Origin of the sequence: Bariatricus sp. HCP28S3_F11 (genome assembly GCF_052065395.1) — a bacterium.
Lineage (GTDB): Bacteria > Bacillota > Clostridia > Lachnospirales > Lachnospiraceae > Allocoprococcus.
Genome location: NZ_JBQHUC010000014.1, coordinates 32196 through 47758, shown reverse-complemented (window position 1 = coordinate 47758; position 15563 = coordinate 32196). Strand labels below are relative to the sequence as shown.

General features: G+C 44.4%; 15 protein-coding genes. All 15 read left to right on the top strand.

Features of this window, described 5'->3' with window-relative positions:
- Nucleotides 1-121 precede the first annotated feature (121 nt).
- The 15 genes from ACTNBR_RS08435 (at nucleotide 122) to ACTNBR_RS08365 (ending at nucleotide 15563) form a co-directional block, all read left to right on the top strand.
- Complete coding sequence (locus tag ACTNBR_RS08435; RefSeq protein WP_427807536.1) at nucleotides 122-388, top strand: DNA repair protein; 267 nt, start codon at nucleotides 122-124, stop codon at nucleotides 386-388.
- Nucleotides 385-975, top strand: coding sequence for a signal peptidase I (gene lepB / locus ACTNBR_RS08430; protein ID WP_427807534.1), 591 nt, complete (start codon nucleotides 385-387; stop codon nucleotides 973-975). The genes ACTNBR_RS08435 and lepB overlap by 4 nt, the downstream gene beginning before the upstream one ends.
- A gap of 55 nt (nucleotides 976-1030) precedes the next feature.
- On the top strand, nucleotides 1031-1243 hold the full coding sequence (locus tag ACTNBR_RS08425; protein ID WP_427807532.1) for a helix-turn-helix domain-containing protein: 213 nt from the start codon (nucleotides 1031-1033) through the stop codon (nucleotides 1241-1243).
- Nucleotides 1244-1283: 40 nt separating this feature from the next.
- Complete coding sequence (locus ACTNBR_RS08420) at nucleotides 1284-5039, top strand: DUF7601 domain-containing protein (protein WP_441017632.1); 3756 nt, start codon at nucleotides 1284-1286, stop codon at nucleotides 5037-5039.
- 69 nt (nucleotides 5040-5108) lie between these two features.
- The gene (locus tag ACTNBR_RS08415; RefSeq protein WP_441017634.1) at nucleotides 5109-6668 is read left to right on the top strand and encodes a SpaH/EbpB family LPXTG-anchored major pilin; all 1560 of its coding nucleotides are present in this window, start codon (nucleotides 5109-5111) and stop codon (nucleotides 6666-6668) included.
- 159 nt (nucleotides 6669-6827) lie between these two features.
- Entirely contained in the window at nucleotides 6828-7688 is an 861-nt protein-coding gene (locus ACTNBR_RS08410; RefSeq protein ID WP_441017636.1) for a class C sortase, read from the top strand.
- The gene (locus ACTNBR_RS08405) at nucleotides 7672-8664 is read left to right on the top strand and encodes a Cna B-type domain-containing protein (protein WP_441017638.1); all 993 of its coding nucleotides are present in this window, start codon (nucleotides 7672-7674) and stop codon (nucleotides 8662-8664) included. The genes ACTNBR_RS08410 and ACTNBR_RS08405 overlap by 17 nt, the downstream gene beginning before the upstream one ends.
- Nucleotides 8654-9259 (top strand): sortase, encoded by a 606-nt coding sequence (locus ACTNBR_RS08400; RefSeq protein ID WP_441017640.1) that lies wholly within the window; start codon nucleotides 8654-8656, stop codon nucleotides 9257-9259. The genes ACTNBR_RS08405 and ACTNBR_RS08400 overlap by 11 nt, the downstream gene beginning before the upstream one ends.
- 142 nt (nucleotides 9260-9401) lie before the next feature.
- The gene (locus ACTNBR_RS08395) at nucleotides 9402-9854 is read left to right on the top strand and encodes a ribonuclease Z (RefSeq protein WP_441017642.1); all 453 of its coding nucleotides are present in this window, start codon (nucleotides 9402-9404) and stop codon (nucleotides 9852-9854) included.
- On the top strand, nucleotides 9847-10749 hold the full coding sequence (locus ACTNBR_RS08390) for a DNA/RNA non-specific endonuclease (RefSeq protein ID WP_441017644.1): 903 nt from the start codon (nucleotides 9847-9849) through the stop codon (nucleotides 10747-10749). Before ACTNBR_RS08395 ends, ACTNBR_RS08390 begins: the two co-directional genes overlap by 8 nt.
- 96 nt (nucleotides 10750-10845) lie before the next feature.
- The gene (locus ACTNBR_RS08385; protein ID WP_427807516.1) at nucleotides 10846-11100 is read left to right on the top strand and encodes a barstar family protein; all 255 of its coding nucleotides are present in this window, start codon (nucleotides 10846-10848) and stop codon (nucleotides 11098-11100) included.
- A 79-nt stretch (nucleotides 11101-11179) separates the two neighbouring features.
- On the top strand, nucleotides 11180-12571 hold the full coding sequence (gene asnS, locus ACTNBR_RS08380) for an asparagine--tRNA ligase (RefSeq protein ID WP_441017646.1): 1392 nt from the start codon (nucleotides 11180-11182) through the stop codon (nucleotides 12569-12571).
- Between the two features lie 122 nt (nucleotides 12572-12693).
- A complete protein-coding gene (gene vanR, locus ACTNBR_RS08375; RefSeq protein WP_427807512.1) occupies nucleotides 12694-13383 on the top strand; it encodes a VanR-ABDEGLN family response regulator transcription factor in 690 nt (229 codons plus the stop codon).
- Entirely contained in the window at nucleotides 13373-14572 is a 1200-nt protein-coding gene (locus ACTNBR_RS08370) for a sensor histidine kinase (protein WP_427819537.1), read from the top strand. Before vanR ends, ACTNBR_RS08370 begins: the two co-directional genes overlap by 11 nt.
- Complete coding sequence (locus tag ACTNBR_RS08365; protein WP_427807508.1) at nucleotides 14508-15563, top strand: metallophosphoesterase family protein; 1056 nt, start codon at nucleotides 14508-14510, stop codon at nucleotides 15561-15563. Before ACTNBR_RS08370 ends, ACTNBR_RS08365 begins: the two co-directional genes overlap by 65 nt.

Genomic DNA, 15563 nt, shown 5'->3' with positions numbered 1-15563 from the left:
TGAAAAGAGAGTAGTAATTAGTTAAGTGCTGTATAACATGCATCCCGGGGAGCTGTATAGGAATTACTGCTTCCCATATTTATTGCCTGAATGTCATAAGGACAAAAGTTGGAGGAGTCAGATGACGGATAAAGAATTGCGAAAACTGAGCCGTGCAGAGCTTCTGGAAATGTTGATTCAGCAGATTGAACGAAATGAGGAGCTGGAAGCTGAACTGAAAAAAGCGAAAACAGAGCTTAGAAACCGGGCGATTACGATAGAAAATGCCGGTTCTCTTGCAGAGGCAGCATTACAGATCAACGGAGTCTTTGAAGCGGCTGACAGAGCTGCGAAACAGTATTTGCGAAATGTTCAGCGTATGGCGGAGAAAGGAAGCCGTAAAGAATGAAAGAACGAATGGATTCATATTCCGGACTCCCTTCGGTGGAACAGTTAAAAGCGGAACTCGGAAGAGAACGGTATAAGAAAAGATTGAAACGAGTACTTCGAAGTACCATTTATTCCTTGATCGTTGTGGCAGCAGTGGCTGTTCTGGTCGCGACAATCTGGATGCCGGTTCTTCAGATTTACGGATCATCTATGACGCCGACATTGACAGAAGGGAATATCGTTGTTTCCGTAAAAGGGTCAGATTTTGAAGCGGGAGATCTGATTGCTTTTTATTTGGGAAATAAGATTCTGGTAAAACGCTGTATTGCAGGACCCGGTCAGTGGGTGGATATAGATGAAGAAGGAAACGTTTATGTAGATGGTGAACTTCTGGATGAACCGTATTTGAAAGAAAAAGCTTATGGGGATTGTGATATTGATCTGCCGTATCAAGTACCGGATAACCGATGGTTTTGTATTGGAGATCACAGATCTACATCTGTAGATTCACGAAGTACCAGTGTGGGCTGTGTGGCAAACGAACAGATTGTCGGAAGAATTGTATTCCGCATCTGGCCGTTAACGGAATTTGGAGTCCTAAATTAGTGAAGATTTTTGAAAAAGAGATAATTTTGATTATTGCCAGGAGAGGAGAAAAGGTATGAATGGTGAATTACTTAGAAGGTTGAGAAAACAAAGAGGTTTTACAATAGCAGAGGCTGCGGAGAGTGTAGGTATCAGCCGTCAGTCGCTTTCAAATTATGAAAGAGGGGTGAGGGAACCATCATTGAAAATCTTAATTACAATGTCCGACTTGTATCAGATCAGTCTGGATGAATTAGCTGGGAAAAAGAGTCTCGGGATTGGAAATTGATAAGGTACGAATGTTGAAATAGAGAGGATGGTGGTGACGAATGAAACAAGACGTCCTTCAAGATGCAGATAAGTATATGAAGGAGAGACGGCGTAAGAAGTGGTGGCATAAGGTTGTAATAAGTCTGGCGGCAATCGTGGTGTTCTGTACTACATATGCACTGATACTTCCGGCAGTTACGTTAGAGAAAGATGCGCCTGCCGGGGAGGAACAGGCGGGAGAAGAAAGCCTGATGCAGTTAAACTATACAGGATCGGATTACACGGTGGCGGTTCAGTATGGGAAGGATGCTGGAATTCCGGAAGGATCAATGCTAAAAGCTTCGGAAATTCCAAAAGATTCTGAAGAATATCAGAAGTACTTAAGCCAGGCTGTAGAGGCGATGAATGCATCGGAAAACATGGAAAATATCAAATTGGCCCGTTTTTTCGATGTTCAATTATTGCGGGAGAATGAAAAAATCGAACCGAAAAGTCCAATGGAGGTAACGATTTCTTACCAGCAAACGATAGAGACCGGCGAGGAAACCATATGCAAGGCTGTGCATTTCGTTGAAGGTGATGTGGAAGTCCTGGATGCGGCTGCTAAGCTGCAAACAGACGGTACTACTGCTTTTACGCATACTCAGACAGGATTCTCCGTAGTGGGAGATGTGGTAATTGAACCAGATACCCAGAACGAGGTGATGCCTTTGGAGGAGCCAGCGCCTGAACCTGATAAGACGAAGGTGAATCATAGTGTTACGTTCAAGGTAATGGTCGATGGGGAGTGGAAGACAGTAGGAGCTTCATTGTATTATTATTCTGGTGAAATGAATGGCAGTGGACGCGCGTACATTACTTCTGATATGGCTAAACAGTTCTTTGATCCGTACGGATATGTACCAGATCAGTCGGCGGCAGCTAATTTTGGTTACAGTTATAACGATATTTATACGATGTACTATGCAAATGGCAGTGACCGAACAGCGTATTGCATGGACATTAGTAGTGGTGTTCTGCAGGAAGGACAAGTTGTTCAGCTGTGGACGAGCAATGATACGGATGCTCAGATATTCCGGGTACGGGCAGCAGAGAGCGGATACTCCTTTATTACACCGATTGGTAATAGCGCACTTTATGTAAATGCTTATGGATATGCAAGTGGAGATGCATCGGGAACTCAGTTAAAACTTTCGGACGCAACAAATGCAAACTCCCAATGGAAGGTAGATACCGGAGCGGATGGCAGAACGACTTTCTGGTCTGCGATTGCACCGGAGGATCAGGTTATCGATCTAAGTGGTAATGACATAAAAAAAGGAGGAAAACTCCAGTTATGGAATTCTACTGGTGGTGCCCGGTATTGGTATATGGAGCAGAAATATCGTATTTCCAATGATGCTGTTATTGTAAAAAACGATGATAATACTTACAACATTGGCCTGACACCGGAAAGTAATGGGGATATTGTATGTTATTATCTCCCGGGTGAAAGTGAAAGTGTCTATACAAATACTGCAGAAAGTAAAATTGGCAGGAAAAATAATTTCTGGTCCGTCAGTGTCCGGGATGATGCGTATGCGGTTTATCCTGCTGAGCAACTTGACAAAATGACGCAGGTTGTTTCTACAGGTGGAGAAGCAACTGTGACGGTTCAGAACAGCGATGAGATTATCTGGTCGTGTCGAGGTGTGAATGGGGAGCCGGTAGAGGTGCAATCTACGCAAGCTGATGGGTATACCACTTTTACAATTAATAACATTACTCAGCCGATAGAGATTACGGCTAACAATACCAATCCGTCTTTTAAAGTTCAATACTATGCCAATATACAGCGGTATGCAACTTCCGGAAATAATCCTTTACAAGTAATTGATACGAGCGGAAAGAAACTGCCTACCAATGCAGGTACGATGGCAACCCGTAATTTGTATCTCGAGGGAATAGGGCGGAAAACAGAACAGAATGCCGGAGTGGCAACGGACATGTATAAAGTATCCACGGTTAGGGAACTGACGAGGATGTATACTGAAAAAACATGTCAGTACAGAACGGAACCGGATCTGCAATATTTCAATAAGCTTAAGGATAATGAAGATTTCGAATTGAAAGAGATTTGGGTTCTCAAGGAAGGAAGAAACGCAGACAGTAAGAATCGCGAAGATTGGGAGATTTATACATATACCTCAGGAACAACTTCCTTTACAAACGAAGCAGGACAGGCTGGTGAAAACACTATTTTAATCGATGAAGGCACTGTGATTAGACTGGTCTATGATCCAAATCAGGGTGAATATCACAATAGTACCACTTTTTATGATTATAACATTTCCAGTGGAAAAAATACCGATGGTAGATGGAGAACCGGAAAAACAGGTATTAATAGCAAGGAAAACTATGGTACTAGTTCGAATGGAAAAAGAAATTGGAATTCTGGTGCGGATATACTCGCGTTTGGAAATCAAAACTGTGGTACAGGAATGTCTGGTTATTTGTTTGATGGTGGAGCATTAAATAAAGCAAATGACAGGAATAGTAACTATGGAAAAGCTACATTTGGTATTGCCAGTGGTCTCAATGATGATGGCACTATCCGTTACAATGAGTGGATTGTGGCACCAAAACTTTTTAATGATGGTGATGCGGAATATAAGCAAACCTATCAGAATAGTTCACTGGCCTTTGAAAGAGTGGGAGATACTTATACATTAAGTTCGGCTACGCTTGCAAATTCAAATGGAAAATCAAATACAATTCACGATTTGCAATACTTTTTCCATCCGTCACCACATCAAAATTGTATTTGGGATGGCAAGAATAATAGTTCAGGTTGGCAGAGTAATATTTTTACCAATAATTTCTGGCCGCTGGATCAGGCAGCAGGTAGAACCGATGCATTGTGGGGGAAATATGGTAATACTGGAAAATTTGCAGGAATTGCTGAAAATGATAATCCACCTGAGGGCAGTTTCCCGCCCGGAGATGATGGAAATGCTCATAACTGGTTCTTTGGAATGAATTTTGCTCTGAGTTTCAATTTGGATCAAGATTATGTGGGGCCACTTGATTATTATTTCTTTGGAGACGATGATCTGTGGGTATTCCTGGATAAACAGCTTGTATGCGATATAGGCGGCGTACATAGTTCGATTGGTGAGTATGTGAATTTGAGAGATTACTTACCGGAAGGCTCTTCGGGACAGCATACATTGTCTTTCTTCTATACAGAGCGTGGTGCATCAGGTTCTACTTGCTATATGAGTTTTAATTTACCGTTAGTCTCTAGTTCTGTGACTTCCCGTGAGGTTGGAGATTTGTGTATTACCAAGACTTTGCAGGAAACGGAGAATATGGATTATAGCGGTGAAGAGTATGAGTTCAAAGTAGAGCTTTTGACGAAGCAAGGCGGTGCTCCTCTAAATCAGACTTTTAGCTATACTCTTGGAAGCATTGATGACAATGGTAGTGTTACTTATGGAACTGTGAAAAGTGGAGGAACTATTAAACTGCACCAGAACAAGAAAGTTGTCATCGGCAGCATTCCGGCGGGTACCTACTATAAAGTGACAGAGTTGACTACAGCAGGGTATGTAACGACTGTTAATGGAAAAGAAGGGTATATAGTTGCCGGAACGATTGAAAATGAGAAGAAAGCGCAGGCGGCGTTTGTTAACAAGCCTTGCTATGAACTCCCTAATACCGGAGGAACCGGTACAATACCATATGCTGCGGGAGGAATGTTGCTGATATCAGCATCAGGCTTCCTGTTGTATATACATATCAAGCGTAGAAAGGAGAGCATCGCGTCTTCTTAATACGCAAAACACTATTTGAAGTATCTAAATAAAACACAAGAAAAGAAAGAAAAGAAAGGAAAACAAGCCATGAAACACATCAAGAAATTTGTCAGCTTATTGTTGACCCTGGTCATGGTTCTTGCCATGGCTGGAACTACTTTTGCCGCACAACAAGGTTCACTTGACGGCGGTTCTATTACGATTAATGATGCTGTCCCGGGACAGACTTATAATGCTTATCAGATTCTGTATCTGGAGAGCTATTCACATACTAAAGATGAACAAGGCAATATTACCGCAACTGGTGCTTATGCCTACAAGGCCAACAGTGCTTGGAAGGAATGGCTGAAGACGCAGACATCTTATGTCACGGTTGATGACCAGGGCTATGTGACTTGGGTTGGAGAAAAAACCGAAGAAAGAGTAGCAGAATTTGCAAAATTGGCACAGGCTGAAGCGACTAAAACTGGTAGCACTATTACTCCTGATGCTAAAGCTACAGCACCTGCAGCGGCAGAAGGAAAAACTCATTCGACCGTTACATTTAGTGATTTGAAACTTGGATATTATCTTGTTGACACATCATTAGGAACATTGTGTTCTTTGGATACAACCAATCCTAATGTGGAAATGTATGAAAAGAATGAAGTGCCTGTTCCGGAGAAGAAAGTACAAGAGGATTCTGATAAACATTGGGGTGACAGTAATACCGCTCAGATTGGAGATACTGTTAATTTTAAAACAACTATTACAGCGAAAAAGGGTGCTCAGAACTATGTGCTGCATGATAAAATGTCTCAGGGTTTGACTCTGATTCACGATTCGATTAGTGTAGAAGCTAAAAGAGTAAGTGCTACTGAAACAGAACGGCCTATTACTTTAACGGAAGGAAAAGATTATTCCGTTAGGGTTGAAAATCCTAATGCGAAGGAAAATCGAGATGAAACAAAAGATGGTTGCGACTTTGAGATTGTTTTCACTCAAGATTATTTAGATACAATACAGGAAGATACAGTAATTACAGTTACATATAAGGCTATATTAAATGAGAATGCTGTTATTTCAACTAATGCTAATACGAATGAGACCAAACTGAATTATGGTGAGGAATCTAAGTATGAAACAGATTGGAAACGTACAGATACATATACGTTCATGTTTGACATCATCAAAACCGACAGCAACGGGAAGGTTCTGAACGGTGCCAAGTTCGAGCTGTATGACGCTCCGACCGGAGGCAATAAGATTGCTCTGGTAAAGGAAGATAATGGCGATTACCACGTTGCTACCGATGCTGAGAAGAAAAAAGAAGGATTTACACCTGATGTCATCGAAGCGGGCAAAGTAACAGTCAAGGGTCTGGATGCCAACACGACATACTGGCTTGAAGAAACCGAAGCTCCGGCCGGATACAACAAGCTTTCAGGGCGTGTAGAAGTCAAAATTGAGGACAGCAATCTGACCACAAACATGACTGGCGATACCTGGGTAAATGGCAACAGCGGTGTACATATCATCAACAATACCGGAGCCGAACTCCCGTCCACCGGTGGAATGGGTACCACAATTTTCTACATTATCGGTTCCGTTCTTGTTCTTGCAGCCGTTGTGCTCCTGATCGTGAGAAAACGCATGAGTGACAGATAGGGAAGAAGACCTAAGAAAGAAATTCAGAAATTATCTTGAAAGAAGATAAGACGCTCACCTCGCAGCAAGTACGCCGAGGTGTACTGGAAAATAAAAAAACATAACATTGTGAAGGCCGGGGGTGATTCCCCCGGCTCACAGTGGCAAGGAGAAGCCTGCATGAAGAAGAAAAAAAGCAATTATTTTATAACCGTTATACTAATTCTGATGCTTCTTGCAGGCTTGTCCTTACTGCTGTATCCTTCGGTAAGCGATTACTGGAATTCGTTTCACCAGAGTCAGGCAATTTCACAGTATTCTGAGAAGGTGAAGAATCTGGACAAGGAAACCCGTAAAAAAATGTGGGAAGATGCCCAAAGGTATAATCAACGTATGAAGGGGCAGAACAAAGACTATACGCTTTCCGAAGAAGAAAAGGCAGAATACGAGAGTATGCTGAATATAGATTCGAATGGAATTATGGGTTACATAGAGATTCCGAAGATCAATTGTTCCCTTCCGATTTATCACGGAACGAATGCATCTGTACTTCAGACTGCGATCGGTCATCTGGAATGGACGAGTCTTCCGGTAGGCGGGGAAAGTACCCATTGTGTGCTGTCCGGACACAGAGGACTGCCGAGCGCGAAGATATTTACCAACCTGGATAAGCTGAATGAAGGAGACATTTTTATGCTTCGGGTGATGGACGAGGTCCTGACATATGAGGTCGATCAGATTCTGATCGTAGAACCACAGCAGGTTGAGGCGCTTCGTATTGTGGAAGGAAAGGACTACTGCACACTTGTTACCTGTACTCCATACGGAATCAACAGCCACCGCCTGTTGGTGCGGGGGCATCGAATTGAAAATGTAAAAGAAGCAAATAAAGCCCGTGTGGCGGCAGACGCAGTACAGATTGAGCCGCTGATCGTGGCACCTGCTATAGCAACCCCGATGTTGCTTTTGCTTTTAGTGATCCTGCTGCTCCCGAGGCAGCGCAAGAAAAATCATGGAGGTGACGATGATGAAGATTTCTAAACGTCTGACGGCCGTTCTGCTTAGTTTGCTGGCGGCGTGTATGATCCTGCCGATGAGCGTACTGGCGGCGGGAAGCATTGAACTGAATAAGGATGTGAGTCTGACCATTTCCTATCGGGATGGCGATACGCCGTTGGCCGGTGCGGAGTTTGACATTTATCTGGTGGCTACGGTAGATGAGTACGGAGAACTGACGACTACAGAGACGTATCAGCAGTTTAATGTAGACATCCGCGGAAAGAACGATGAGGCCTGGAGGGAACTGGCAGCGACGCTGGAAGGATATGTTCTCCGGGATCAGATTCCGCCGACTGACAGTGGGAAGACGGATGAAAATGGACTGGTTACATTTCCGAACACACAGGAAAAACTGACACCGGGCTTATATCTGGTGATCAGCCGGCGCCATACACAGGACGGATACTATTATGACGCGTCCCCGTTTATGGTGATGCTGCCGAGTCTGGATAAGGAAAATAACACCTGGATCTATGATGTAACAGCCAACGCCAAACATGATTCGGAGCCGGTTCCGGAAGAGCCGAAGACGATAACCCGTAAAGTATTGAAGGTATGGAAGGATGAAGGGCATGAGAAGGAGCGTCCGAAGGAGATTGAGGTGCAGCTTCTGAAGGACGGAGAAGTATTTGACACCGTCACGCTGAGTACTTCAAATGACTGGCGGTATACATGGGATGAGCTGGATGAGAGCTTTAAGTGGACTGTAGCGGAAAAGGAACTGGAGGACTATACGGTTTTGGTGACCCGGGAAGGCACCACATTTGTGGTGACAAATACGTATGATGAGGGTACCCCTGAAAATCCGGAACAACCTGAAAATCCGGATCAACCCGGAAATCCTACGCTCCCGCAGACTGGACAGCTCTGGTGGCCGGTTCCGGTACTTGTGGCCGGAGGCTTGCTCCTTATCGTGATCGGACTGTTACGTCGGAGAGGAAATACACATGAGAAATAAAGGGAAAACGTGGATCCTGTCAGGGCTGCTGCTGATTGCGGCAGCCTTTTTGCTTACAGGATATAATATTTATGATGAATATCGGGCAAAGTGTTCTGCCCGTCAGGCATTGGATGAAATCCGGATAGAGGAGCAGGATGAGGAGGAACAGGAAGATGAACCGGAAATACCGGATTATATTTTGAATCCGGATATGGAGATGCCGGTGCAGCGGATTGATGGCGTGGAGTATATCGGGGTTCTTCAGATTCCGTCTTTGAATCTGGAACTTCCGGTCGTCAGCAGCCTAAGCCCCCCGAGTCTGAAGATTGCACCTTGCCGTTATGAAGGCTCTGCGTATAAGGATGATCTGATTATTGCCGCACACAATTACGTTTCTTTCTTTGGAAATCTGAGTAAACTGCAGGTTGGAGACCCTGTTATTTTCAAAGATGTGGATGGAAATGAATTTTCATATGAAGTGGCGGAGATGGAAGTACTTCAGGGGGTGGCCGTGGATGAGATGAGGAGTGGAGACTGGGATCTGACACTCTTTACCTGTACATTAAGTGGGCAGAGCAGGACGACGATACGGTGCTTGAGGATGAATATATAGAATGCCTGCTAATTATAAGAAGGATTAGGGCAGGACAATAATACGGGTGTTGAAATCCGTTACAGGATATGTTAGACTTCCAACAAGACACTTTTTCAGTATATCATAGGTAACCAGCAGAAAAGGGGAGAATATAAGGTTTATGATAGTAATTCTATGTATTGACGATGCCGAAGGCATGATGTTCAACAAGCGCAGACAGAGCCGCGATAAAGTGGTAACGGGAGACATCCGTAAGATCTGCGGAGACGGAAAACTTTGGATTCATCCATTTTCGGAAAAATTATTTGCATCGGCAGGAGAACTGAGAGACAGAGAGGAAGCCGGTGATATGCAGATCATAAGCTCAGAACAGTTTCTGGAGATGGCACAGGAGGGAGAATACTGTTTTGTAGAAAATGCAGAACTGAAGCCATACGTTTCCAGAATTGAAAAACTGATCGTATATCATTGGAATCGGAGATATCCGGCGGATCAGTATCTGGACTTATGTCTTGAGGAGTGGGAAAAAGTAGAAAGTGTGGATATGAGGGGCAATTCACATGAAAAGATCACGAAAGAGATTTACATAAGGGGAGAAAAACAGAATGATTAAAAGAAATAGAATCATTACTATTGCACTTTGCACTCTTCTTGCATTTCCGCTGGCGGGATGTGAGGAGGCGGGAATTTTTGCGGAAGAAAATGCGCAGATGTGGGAGAATTCCGGTGCAAGCTCGGTCGCGCAGGTTCAGGAATATGACGGAGAACCTTATGTGGTCATCAACGATGATGAGCCGGATTTTACAGAGGATGAGCTGCAGCCGGAGGCATATGAATCTTACAGTGAGCTGGACGGATTGGGAAGATGCGGGGTGGCAGAGGCTGTGATCGGCGAAGAACTGATGCCCACGGAGAAAAGGGGAAATATCGGCCAGGTGAAACCGTCCGGCTGGCAGACGGTGAAATACGATAATGTGGATGGAAAATATTTGTACAACCGCTGTCATTTGATTGGATATCAGCTTACGGCGGAGAACGCAAATGAAGAAAATCTGATTACAGGAACACGCTATATGAATGTGGAAGGGATGCTTCCGTTTGAGAATATGGTGGCGGATTATATCCGTGAGACAGGGAACCATGTGATGTATCGTGTGACACCGGTTTTCGAGGGGGATAATCTGGTTGCGTCCGGTGTGCAGATGGAAGCCAAGTCTGTGGAAGATGACGGAGAAGAGATCTGTTATAACGTATATGTGTACAACGTTCAGCCGGGAATTGAAGTGGATTATGCCACAGGCGACAGTCGGGAAGCTGAGGATACGAAAGAAACAGTAAATTCTGATCGGAAAAATAATTATATTCTTAACACAAACACGAAAAAATTTCACTTTTCTTCTTGCGGGGGAGCAGAAGAGATCAAGAAAGAAAATAAAGAGGAGTATACCGGAACCCGTACGGAGCTGATTGCGCAGGGATATGAGCCTTGTGGAAGATGCAAGCCGTAGAGAAACGTGTATATTTCCGATAAAACTGCAAATCCTAGAATTGATTCCGGAATAGGGAAACCAGAATCTAGAAAACTGGAAAAGGAGGATTTGCAGATGAAGTCAGTCATTTTGAATGGGTTATATATGGAGGAGCCGGAGAAAGCACATCAGTACATCAAGGAGAAACTGGATCTTCCGGACCGGTATGAGAATAACCTGGATACGCTGCAGGACTGCCTGAATGATATGCAGAATACGCATATAGAAGTATTTCACAGCACGGGACGCAGCGAATATTTTCAGGAGATCATGCAGGTGTTCCGGGATGCCGGACGGGAGAATGATGATATCATCATAACTTTGGAGTAGACGAAATAACCCTTTCAAAATATCGAGAATAATGTTATACTTAAAAATAATGTAATGATATGGACGGAGGGTTTTACCAATGAATTTAATAACGATTAAAGAACTATACAAATCCCGGGAAGAATACTTGGACAAGGAAGTCACGATTGGTGGCTGGGTTCGCAGTGTGCGCGGATCCAAATCTTTCGGATTTATCGTTGTAAATGATGGATCATTCTTTGAAACGCTGCAGGTGGTTTATCACGATGCAATGCCGAACTTTGCAGAGATTTCCAAGTTGAATGTAGGGGCAGCCATTATTGTAAGGGGAACACTGGTGGCAACTCCGGAAGCAAAGCAGCCTTTTGAGATTCAGGCGGAAGAGATTGAGATTGAAGGAGCATCTGCTCCGGATTATCCGCTTCAGAAGAAACGCCATAGTTTCGAATATTTGAGAACAATTTCACATTTGCGCCCGAGAACGAATACATTCCAGGCTGTATTCCGTGTTCGTTCCCTGACCGCGTATGCGATCCACAAATTCTTCCAGGAAAGAGGATTTGTGTATGTGCATACACCGCTGATCACCGGAAGTGACTGTGAGGGAGCGGGAGAGATGTTCCGCGTTACCACACTGGATCTGGAGAATCTGCCGAAGAATCCGGACGGAACTGTAGATTACACAAAGGATTTCTTTAATAAGGAAACCAATCTGACGGTAAGCGGACAGCTGAACGGAGAGACATTTGCACAGGCGTTCCGGAATATTTATACCTTCGGGCCTACGTTCCGTGCAGAGAATTCCAATACAACCCGCCATGCGGCTGAGTTCTGGATGATCGAACCGGAGATCGCATTTGCGGATCTGGATGATGACATGATACTTGCAGAGAGCATGCTGAAATATATTATTCGTTACGTGATGGAAAATGCACCGGAAGAGATGAATTTCTTCAATTCATTTGTGGACAAGGGGCTTCTGGAGCGGCTGAATAATGTGGTTAATTCTGAGTTTGCCCGTGTGACTTACACCGAAGCAATTGAGATTCTGGAAAAGAATAATGAGAATTTTGAATATAAGGTATCCTGGGGAACAGATCTTCAGACCGAGCATGAGCGGTATCTGACAGAACAGGTATTCAAGCGCCCGGTATTTGTGACAGATTATCCGAAGGAGATCAAAGCGTTCTATATGAAGATGAACGATGATAACAAGACGGTTGCGGCTGTGGACTGTCTGGTTCCGGGAATCGGTGAGATCATCGGAGGAAGTCAGAGGGAGGATGACTACAACAAGCTTCTTGCCCGTATGAAGGAACTGAACCTGAAAACGGAAGATTATCAGTTCTATCTGGATTTGAGAAAATATGGTTCCACAAGACATGCAGGATTTGGTCTGGGATTTGAGAGATGCATCATGTATCTCACCGGTATGTCCAATATTCGCGATGTGATTCCGTTCCCGAGAACGGTTAATAACTGTGAACTTTAGAAAGTGAGAAAACGCCGCAGATGGAGGCTTAAGAGGCGCCAGCTGCGGCGATGTTTTACTCTGTACATCAGTGGAAAGATGAGAAGAAGGCTTGAGGTGGCATAAGAGAAGGAGGAAGGAGTATGAATACAATATTAATTGTGGATGATGAAAAAGAGATTGCAGATGTCGTGGAGCTGTATCTGCAGAATGAATACCATGTCCTGAAGTTTTATACGGGGCAGGATGCGTTGGACTGTATTGAGAGCACGAGAATTGATCTGGCCATTCTGGATGTGATGCTTCCCGATATCGACGGCTTCACTATTCTGAAGAAAATCCGGGAGAAATACACATTTCCGGTCATTATGCTGACGGCAAAAACGGAATATCTGGACAAGATTACCGGACTTACAATGGGAGCAGATGATTACATCCCGAAACCGTTTAATCCGTTGGAGCTTGTCGCCAGAGTGAAAGCGCAGATGCGCCGCTATACGCAGTACAATGATAAGAGCAGGAGCGAGGGGGATGTGATTGATTTCGGCGGGCTGGTTCTGAACAAGCAGTCACATGAATGTACATACAATGAGCGGTCGTTGACGCTGACTCCGATTGAATTTGATATTTTGTGGCTGCTCTGCGAGAACCGTGGGAAGGTGATCAGTTCGGAGGAGTTATTTGAATCGGTCTGGCATGAAAACTACTATAAAAACAGCAATAATACCGTCATGGTTCATATTCGGCATCTGCGCGAGAAAATGAGCGGTCCTACCGGAAAATCGGACTTTATCAAGACGGTGTGGGGAGTTGGGTATAAGGTTGAAGAATAATTACCGTAAATTAAAACTCAGTATTTTGCTTCAGACGGTTTTTGTGACAGCACTCACGGTATTGGTAGGCGGTGTGATTCTGGAGTATGTGATCGACGGCGTGTATAACGACAGCTTTGCAAATCTGTTTCTGAAGCTGATGGAAACCCTGCATGTGGAAGAGGGAACGGCCATTCATCTGTACTGGCTGCTGATCGGGGATAACAAAGTATTTTTTATGATTCTGGGATTTCTGGCTCTTTTTTCGCTATTCTTCTATATTGCGCTATCGAAAATGACCAGATACATGGATCAGATCGGTGATGGAATCGAGAACATTCTCTCTGATTCGGATCAGCCCATCCGGCTTATCACGGAATTGAAACCGCTGGAGGATCGTCTGAATGAAATCAAGCAGACACTGAAAAAACAGGAAAAAGAAGCGCAGGAGATCGAAGAGAAGAAAAATGATCTGGTATTGTTCCTGGCGCATGATCTGAAGACACCGCTGACTTCGGTGGTGGCGTATCTGACGATGCTGGATACGAATCCGGAAATGTCGGAGGCAGAACGGGCCAGGTATACGCACATTTCTTTGGAGAAGGCGATCCGTCTCGGCGATCTGATCAATGAATTCTTTGAGATCACGCGTCTGAATCTTCAGGATATTACACTGGAGCCGGTGGAATTGGATCTGGATATGATGCTGGAGCAGATCGCGGATGAATTGTATGCGGTCCTGCAGGAAAAGAATCTCATCTGCACAGTTCAGACGGAGGGGAATCTGTTGATCAAGGGAGATCCGGATAAACTGGCCAGAGTATTTGACAATATTCTGAGAAATGCGATTGCCTACTGCCGAAGCGATACAGAACTTCGAATACTGGCCCGGCAAAAGGAGCAGATTGTTGAGATCGTTTTTGAAAATGAAGGAGATACCATTCCGGCAGATAAGCTGGAAAAGATTTTTAATAAATTTTACAGGGCAGATGCGGCGCGCTCCAGTACAACGGGTGGTGCCGGGCTGGGGCTTGCTATCGCGAAAGAAATCGTAGAACTGCATGGTGGCTCGATGCGCGCCGAAAGTGAAGACGGAAGAACCCGGATGATCGTGGATTTGCCGATGGAAAAGGAGGGGGAGATTGATGAGGTTTATACACACAGCAGACATCCATCTTGGAGCATCGCCAGACGCAGGAAGCGCGTATAGCCAGAGACGGGCGGAAGAATTGTGGAACAGTCTGGAACGTCTGGTTAAGGTGTGTGAGGAAGAACAGGTGGATCTTCTTCTGATTGCGGGAGATCTGTTTCACAGACAGCCTCTTCTTAGGGAACTGAAGGAAGTGGATTATCTTTTTTCACAGCTAACGCACACAAAGATCGTGTTCATCGCTGGGAATCACGATTATCTAAAACCATCTTCTTATTATCTTACATATCAGTGGAAAAGCCAGGTCTATCCGTTGCTGGAGCAGACTATGGGATTTGTGGAATTTGAGGAGTTGGGAACCAGCGTCTATGGTTTCAGTTACGGGCAGAAAGAAATCCGTGAAGCACTGTATACCGATGCGTTTCCACAGAAGAAACAGCCGGTTGAGATCCTGATAGCCCATGGCGGGGATGAGAAGCATATCCCGATTCAAAGAAACAATATTATGAACTTGGGGTATGATTATGTAGCACTCGGGCATATACATCGGCCGATGGAGATTGAGAAAAACCATATCTATTATTCGGGGTCTTTGGAACCGACAGACAAGAATGATGTCGGAAAACATGGATATATAATCGGAGAGATTCGAGGAAAATCCGTCAAGACAGAATTCGTTCCGTTTGCGTCCCGGGAGTATGTTCATATGAAAGTGGAAACTACAGAGCAGATGACAGGAAGAGAATTAAGGGAGAAGATTGCACAGATGATCGTCTCCGGAGGAACACAGAATCTGTACAAGATTATACTTGACGGATATCGCAGTCCGGATCAGGTGTATGATGTCTCTGGAATGGATGCATATGGAAATGTACTTGAATTTGTGGACGAGACAAAACCTGCGTATGACTTTGAAATGTTGGCGGAGCAGAACAAAGATAATTTGTTGGGAGTATACATCGAAAGTCTGAAACAAAGTCCGGAAGGAAGTGAGGAAGCTCTGGCGCTTTTTGAGGGCGTGAAAGCGCTTCTGGAGACGAAAAGGGGATAG

Excerpts from the sequence above, each read along its gene's own strand:
- vanR (WP_427807512.1), top strand. The coding sequence starts at position 12,694 with ATGAATACAATATTAATTGTGGATGATGAAAAAGAGATTGCAGATGTC.
- ACTNBR_RS08420 (WP_441017632.1), top strand. The coding sequence starts at position 1,284 with ATGAAACAAGACGTCCTTCAAGATGCAGATAAGTATATGAAGGAGAGA.
- ACTNBR_RS08385 (WP_427807516.1), top strand. The coding sequence starts at position 10,846 with ATGAAGTCAGTCATTTTGAATGGGTTATATATGGAGGAGCCGGAGAAA.
- ACTNBR_RS08365 (WP_427807508.1), top strand. The coding sequence starts at position 14,508 with ATGAGGTTTATACACACAGCAGACATCCATCTTGGAGCATCGCCAGAC.
- lepB (WP_427807534.1), top strand. The coding sequence starts at position 385 with ATGAAAGAACGAATGGATTCATATTCCGGACTCCCTTCGGTGGAACAG.
- ACTNBR_RS08405 (WP_441017638.1), top strand. The coding sequence starts at position 7,672 with ATGATGAAGATTTCTAAACGTCTGACGGCCGTTCTGCTTAGTTTGCTG.
- ACTNBR_RS08400 (WP_441017640.1), top strand. The coding sequence starts at position 8,654 with ATGAGAAATAAAGGGAAAACGTGGATCCTGTCAGGGCTGCTGCTGATT.
- ACTNBR_RS08395 (WP_441017642.1), top strand. The coding sequence starts at position 9,402 with ATGATAGTAATTCTATGTATTGACGATGCCGAAGGCATGATGTTCAAC.
- ACTNBR_RS08425 (WP_427807532.1), top strand. The coding sequence starts at position 1,031 with ATGAATGGTGAATTACTTAGAAGGTTGAGAAAACAAAGAGGTTTTACA.
- ACTNBR_RS08435 (WP_427807536.1), top strand. The coding sequence starts at position 122 with ATGACGGATAAAGAATTGCGAAAACTGAGCCGTGCAGAGCTTCTGGAA.
- asnS (WP_441017646.1), top strand. The coding sequence starts at position 11,180 with ATGAATTTAATAACGATTAAAGAACTATACAAATCCCGGGAAGAATAC.
- ACTNBR_RS08390 (WP_441017644.1), top strand. The coding sequence starts at position 9,847 with ATGATTAAAAGAAATAGAATCATTACTATTGCACTTTGCACTCTTCTT.
- ACTNBR_RS08410 (WP_441017636.1), top strand. The coding sequence starts at position 6,828 with ATGAAGAAGAAAAAAAGCAATTATTTTATAACCGTTATACTAATTCTG.
- ACTNBR_RS08415 (WP_441017634.1), top strand. The coding sequence starts at position 5,109 with ATGAAACACATCAAGAAATTTGTCAGCTTATTGTTGACCCTGGTCATG.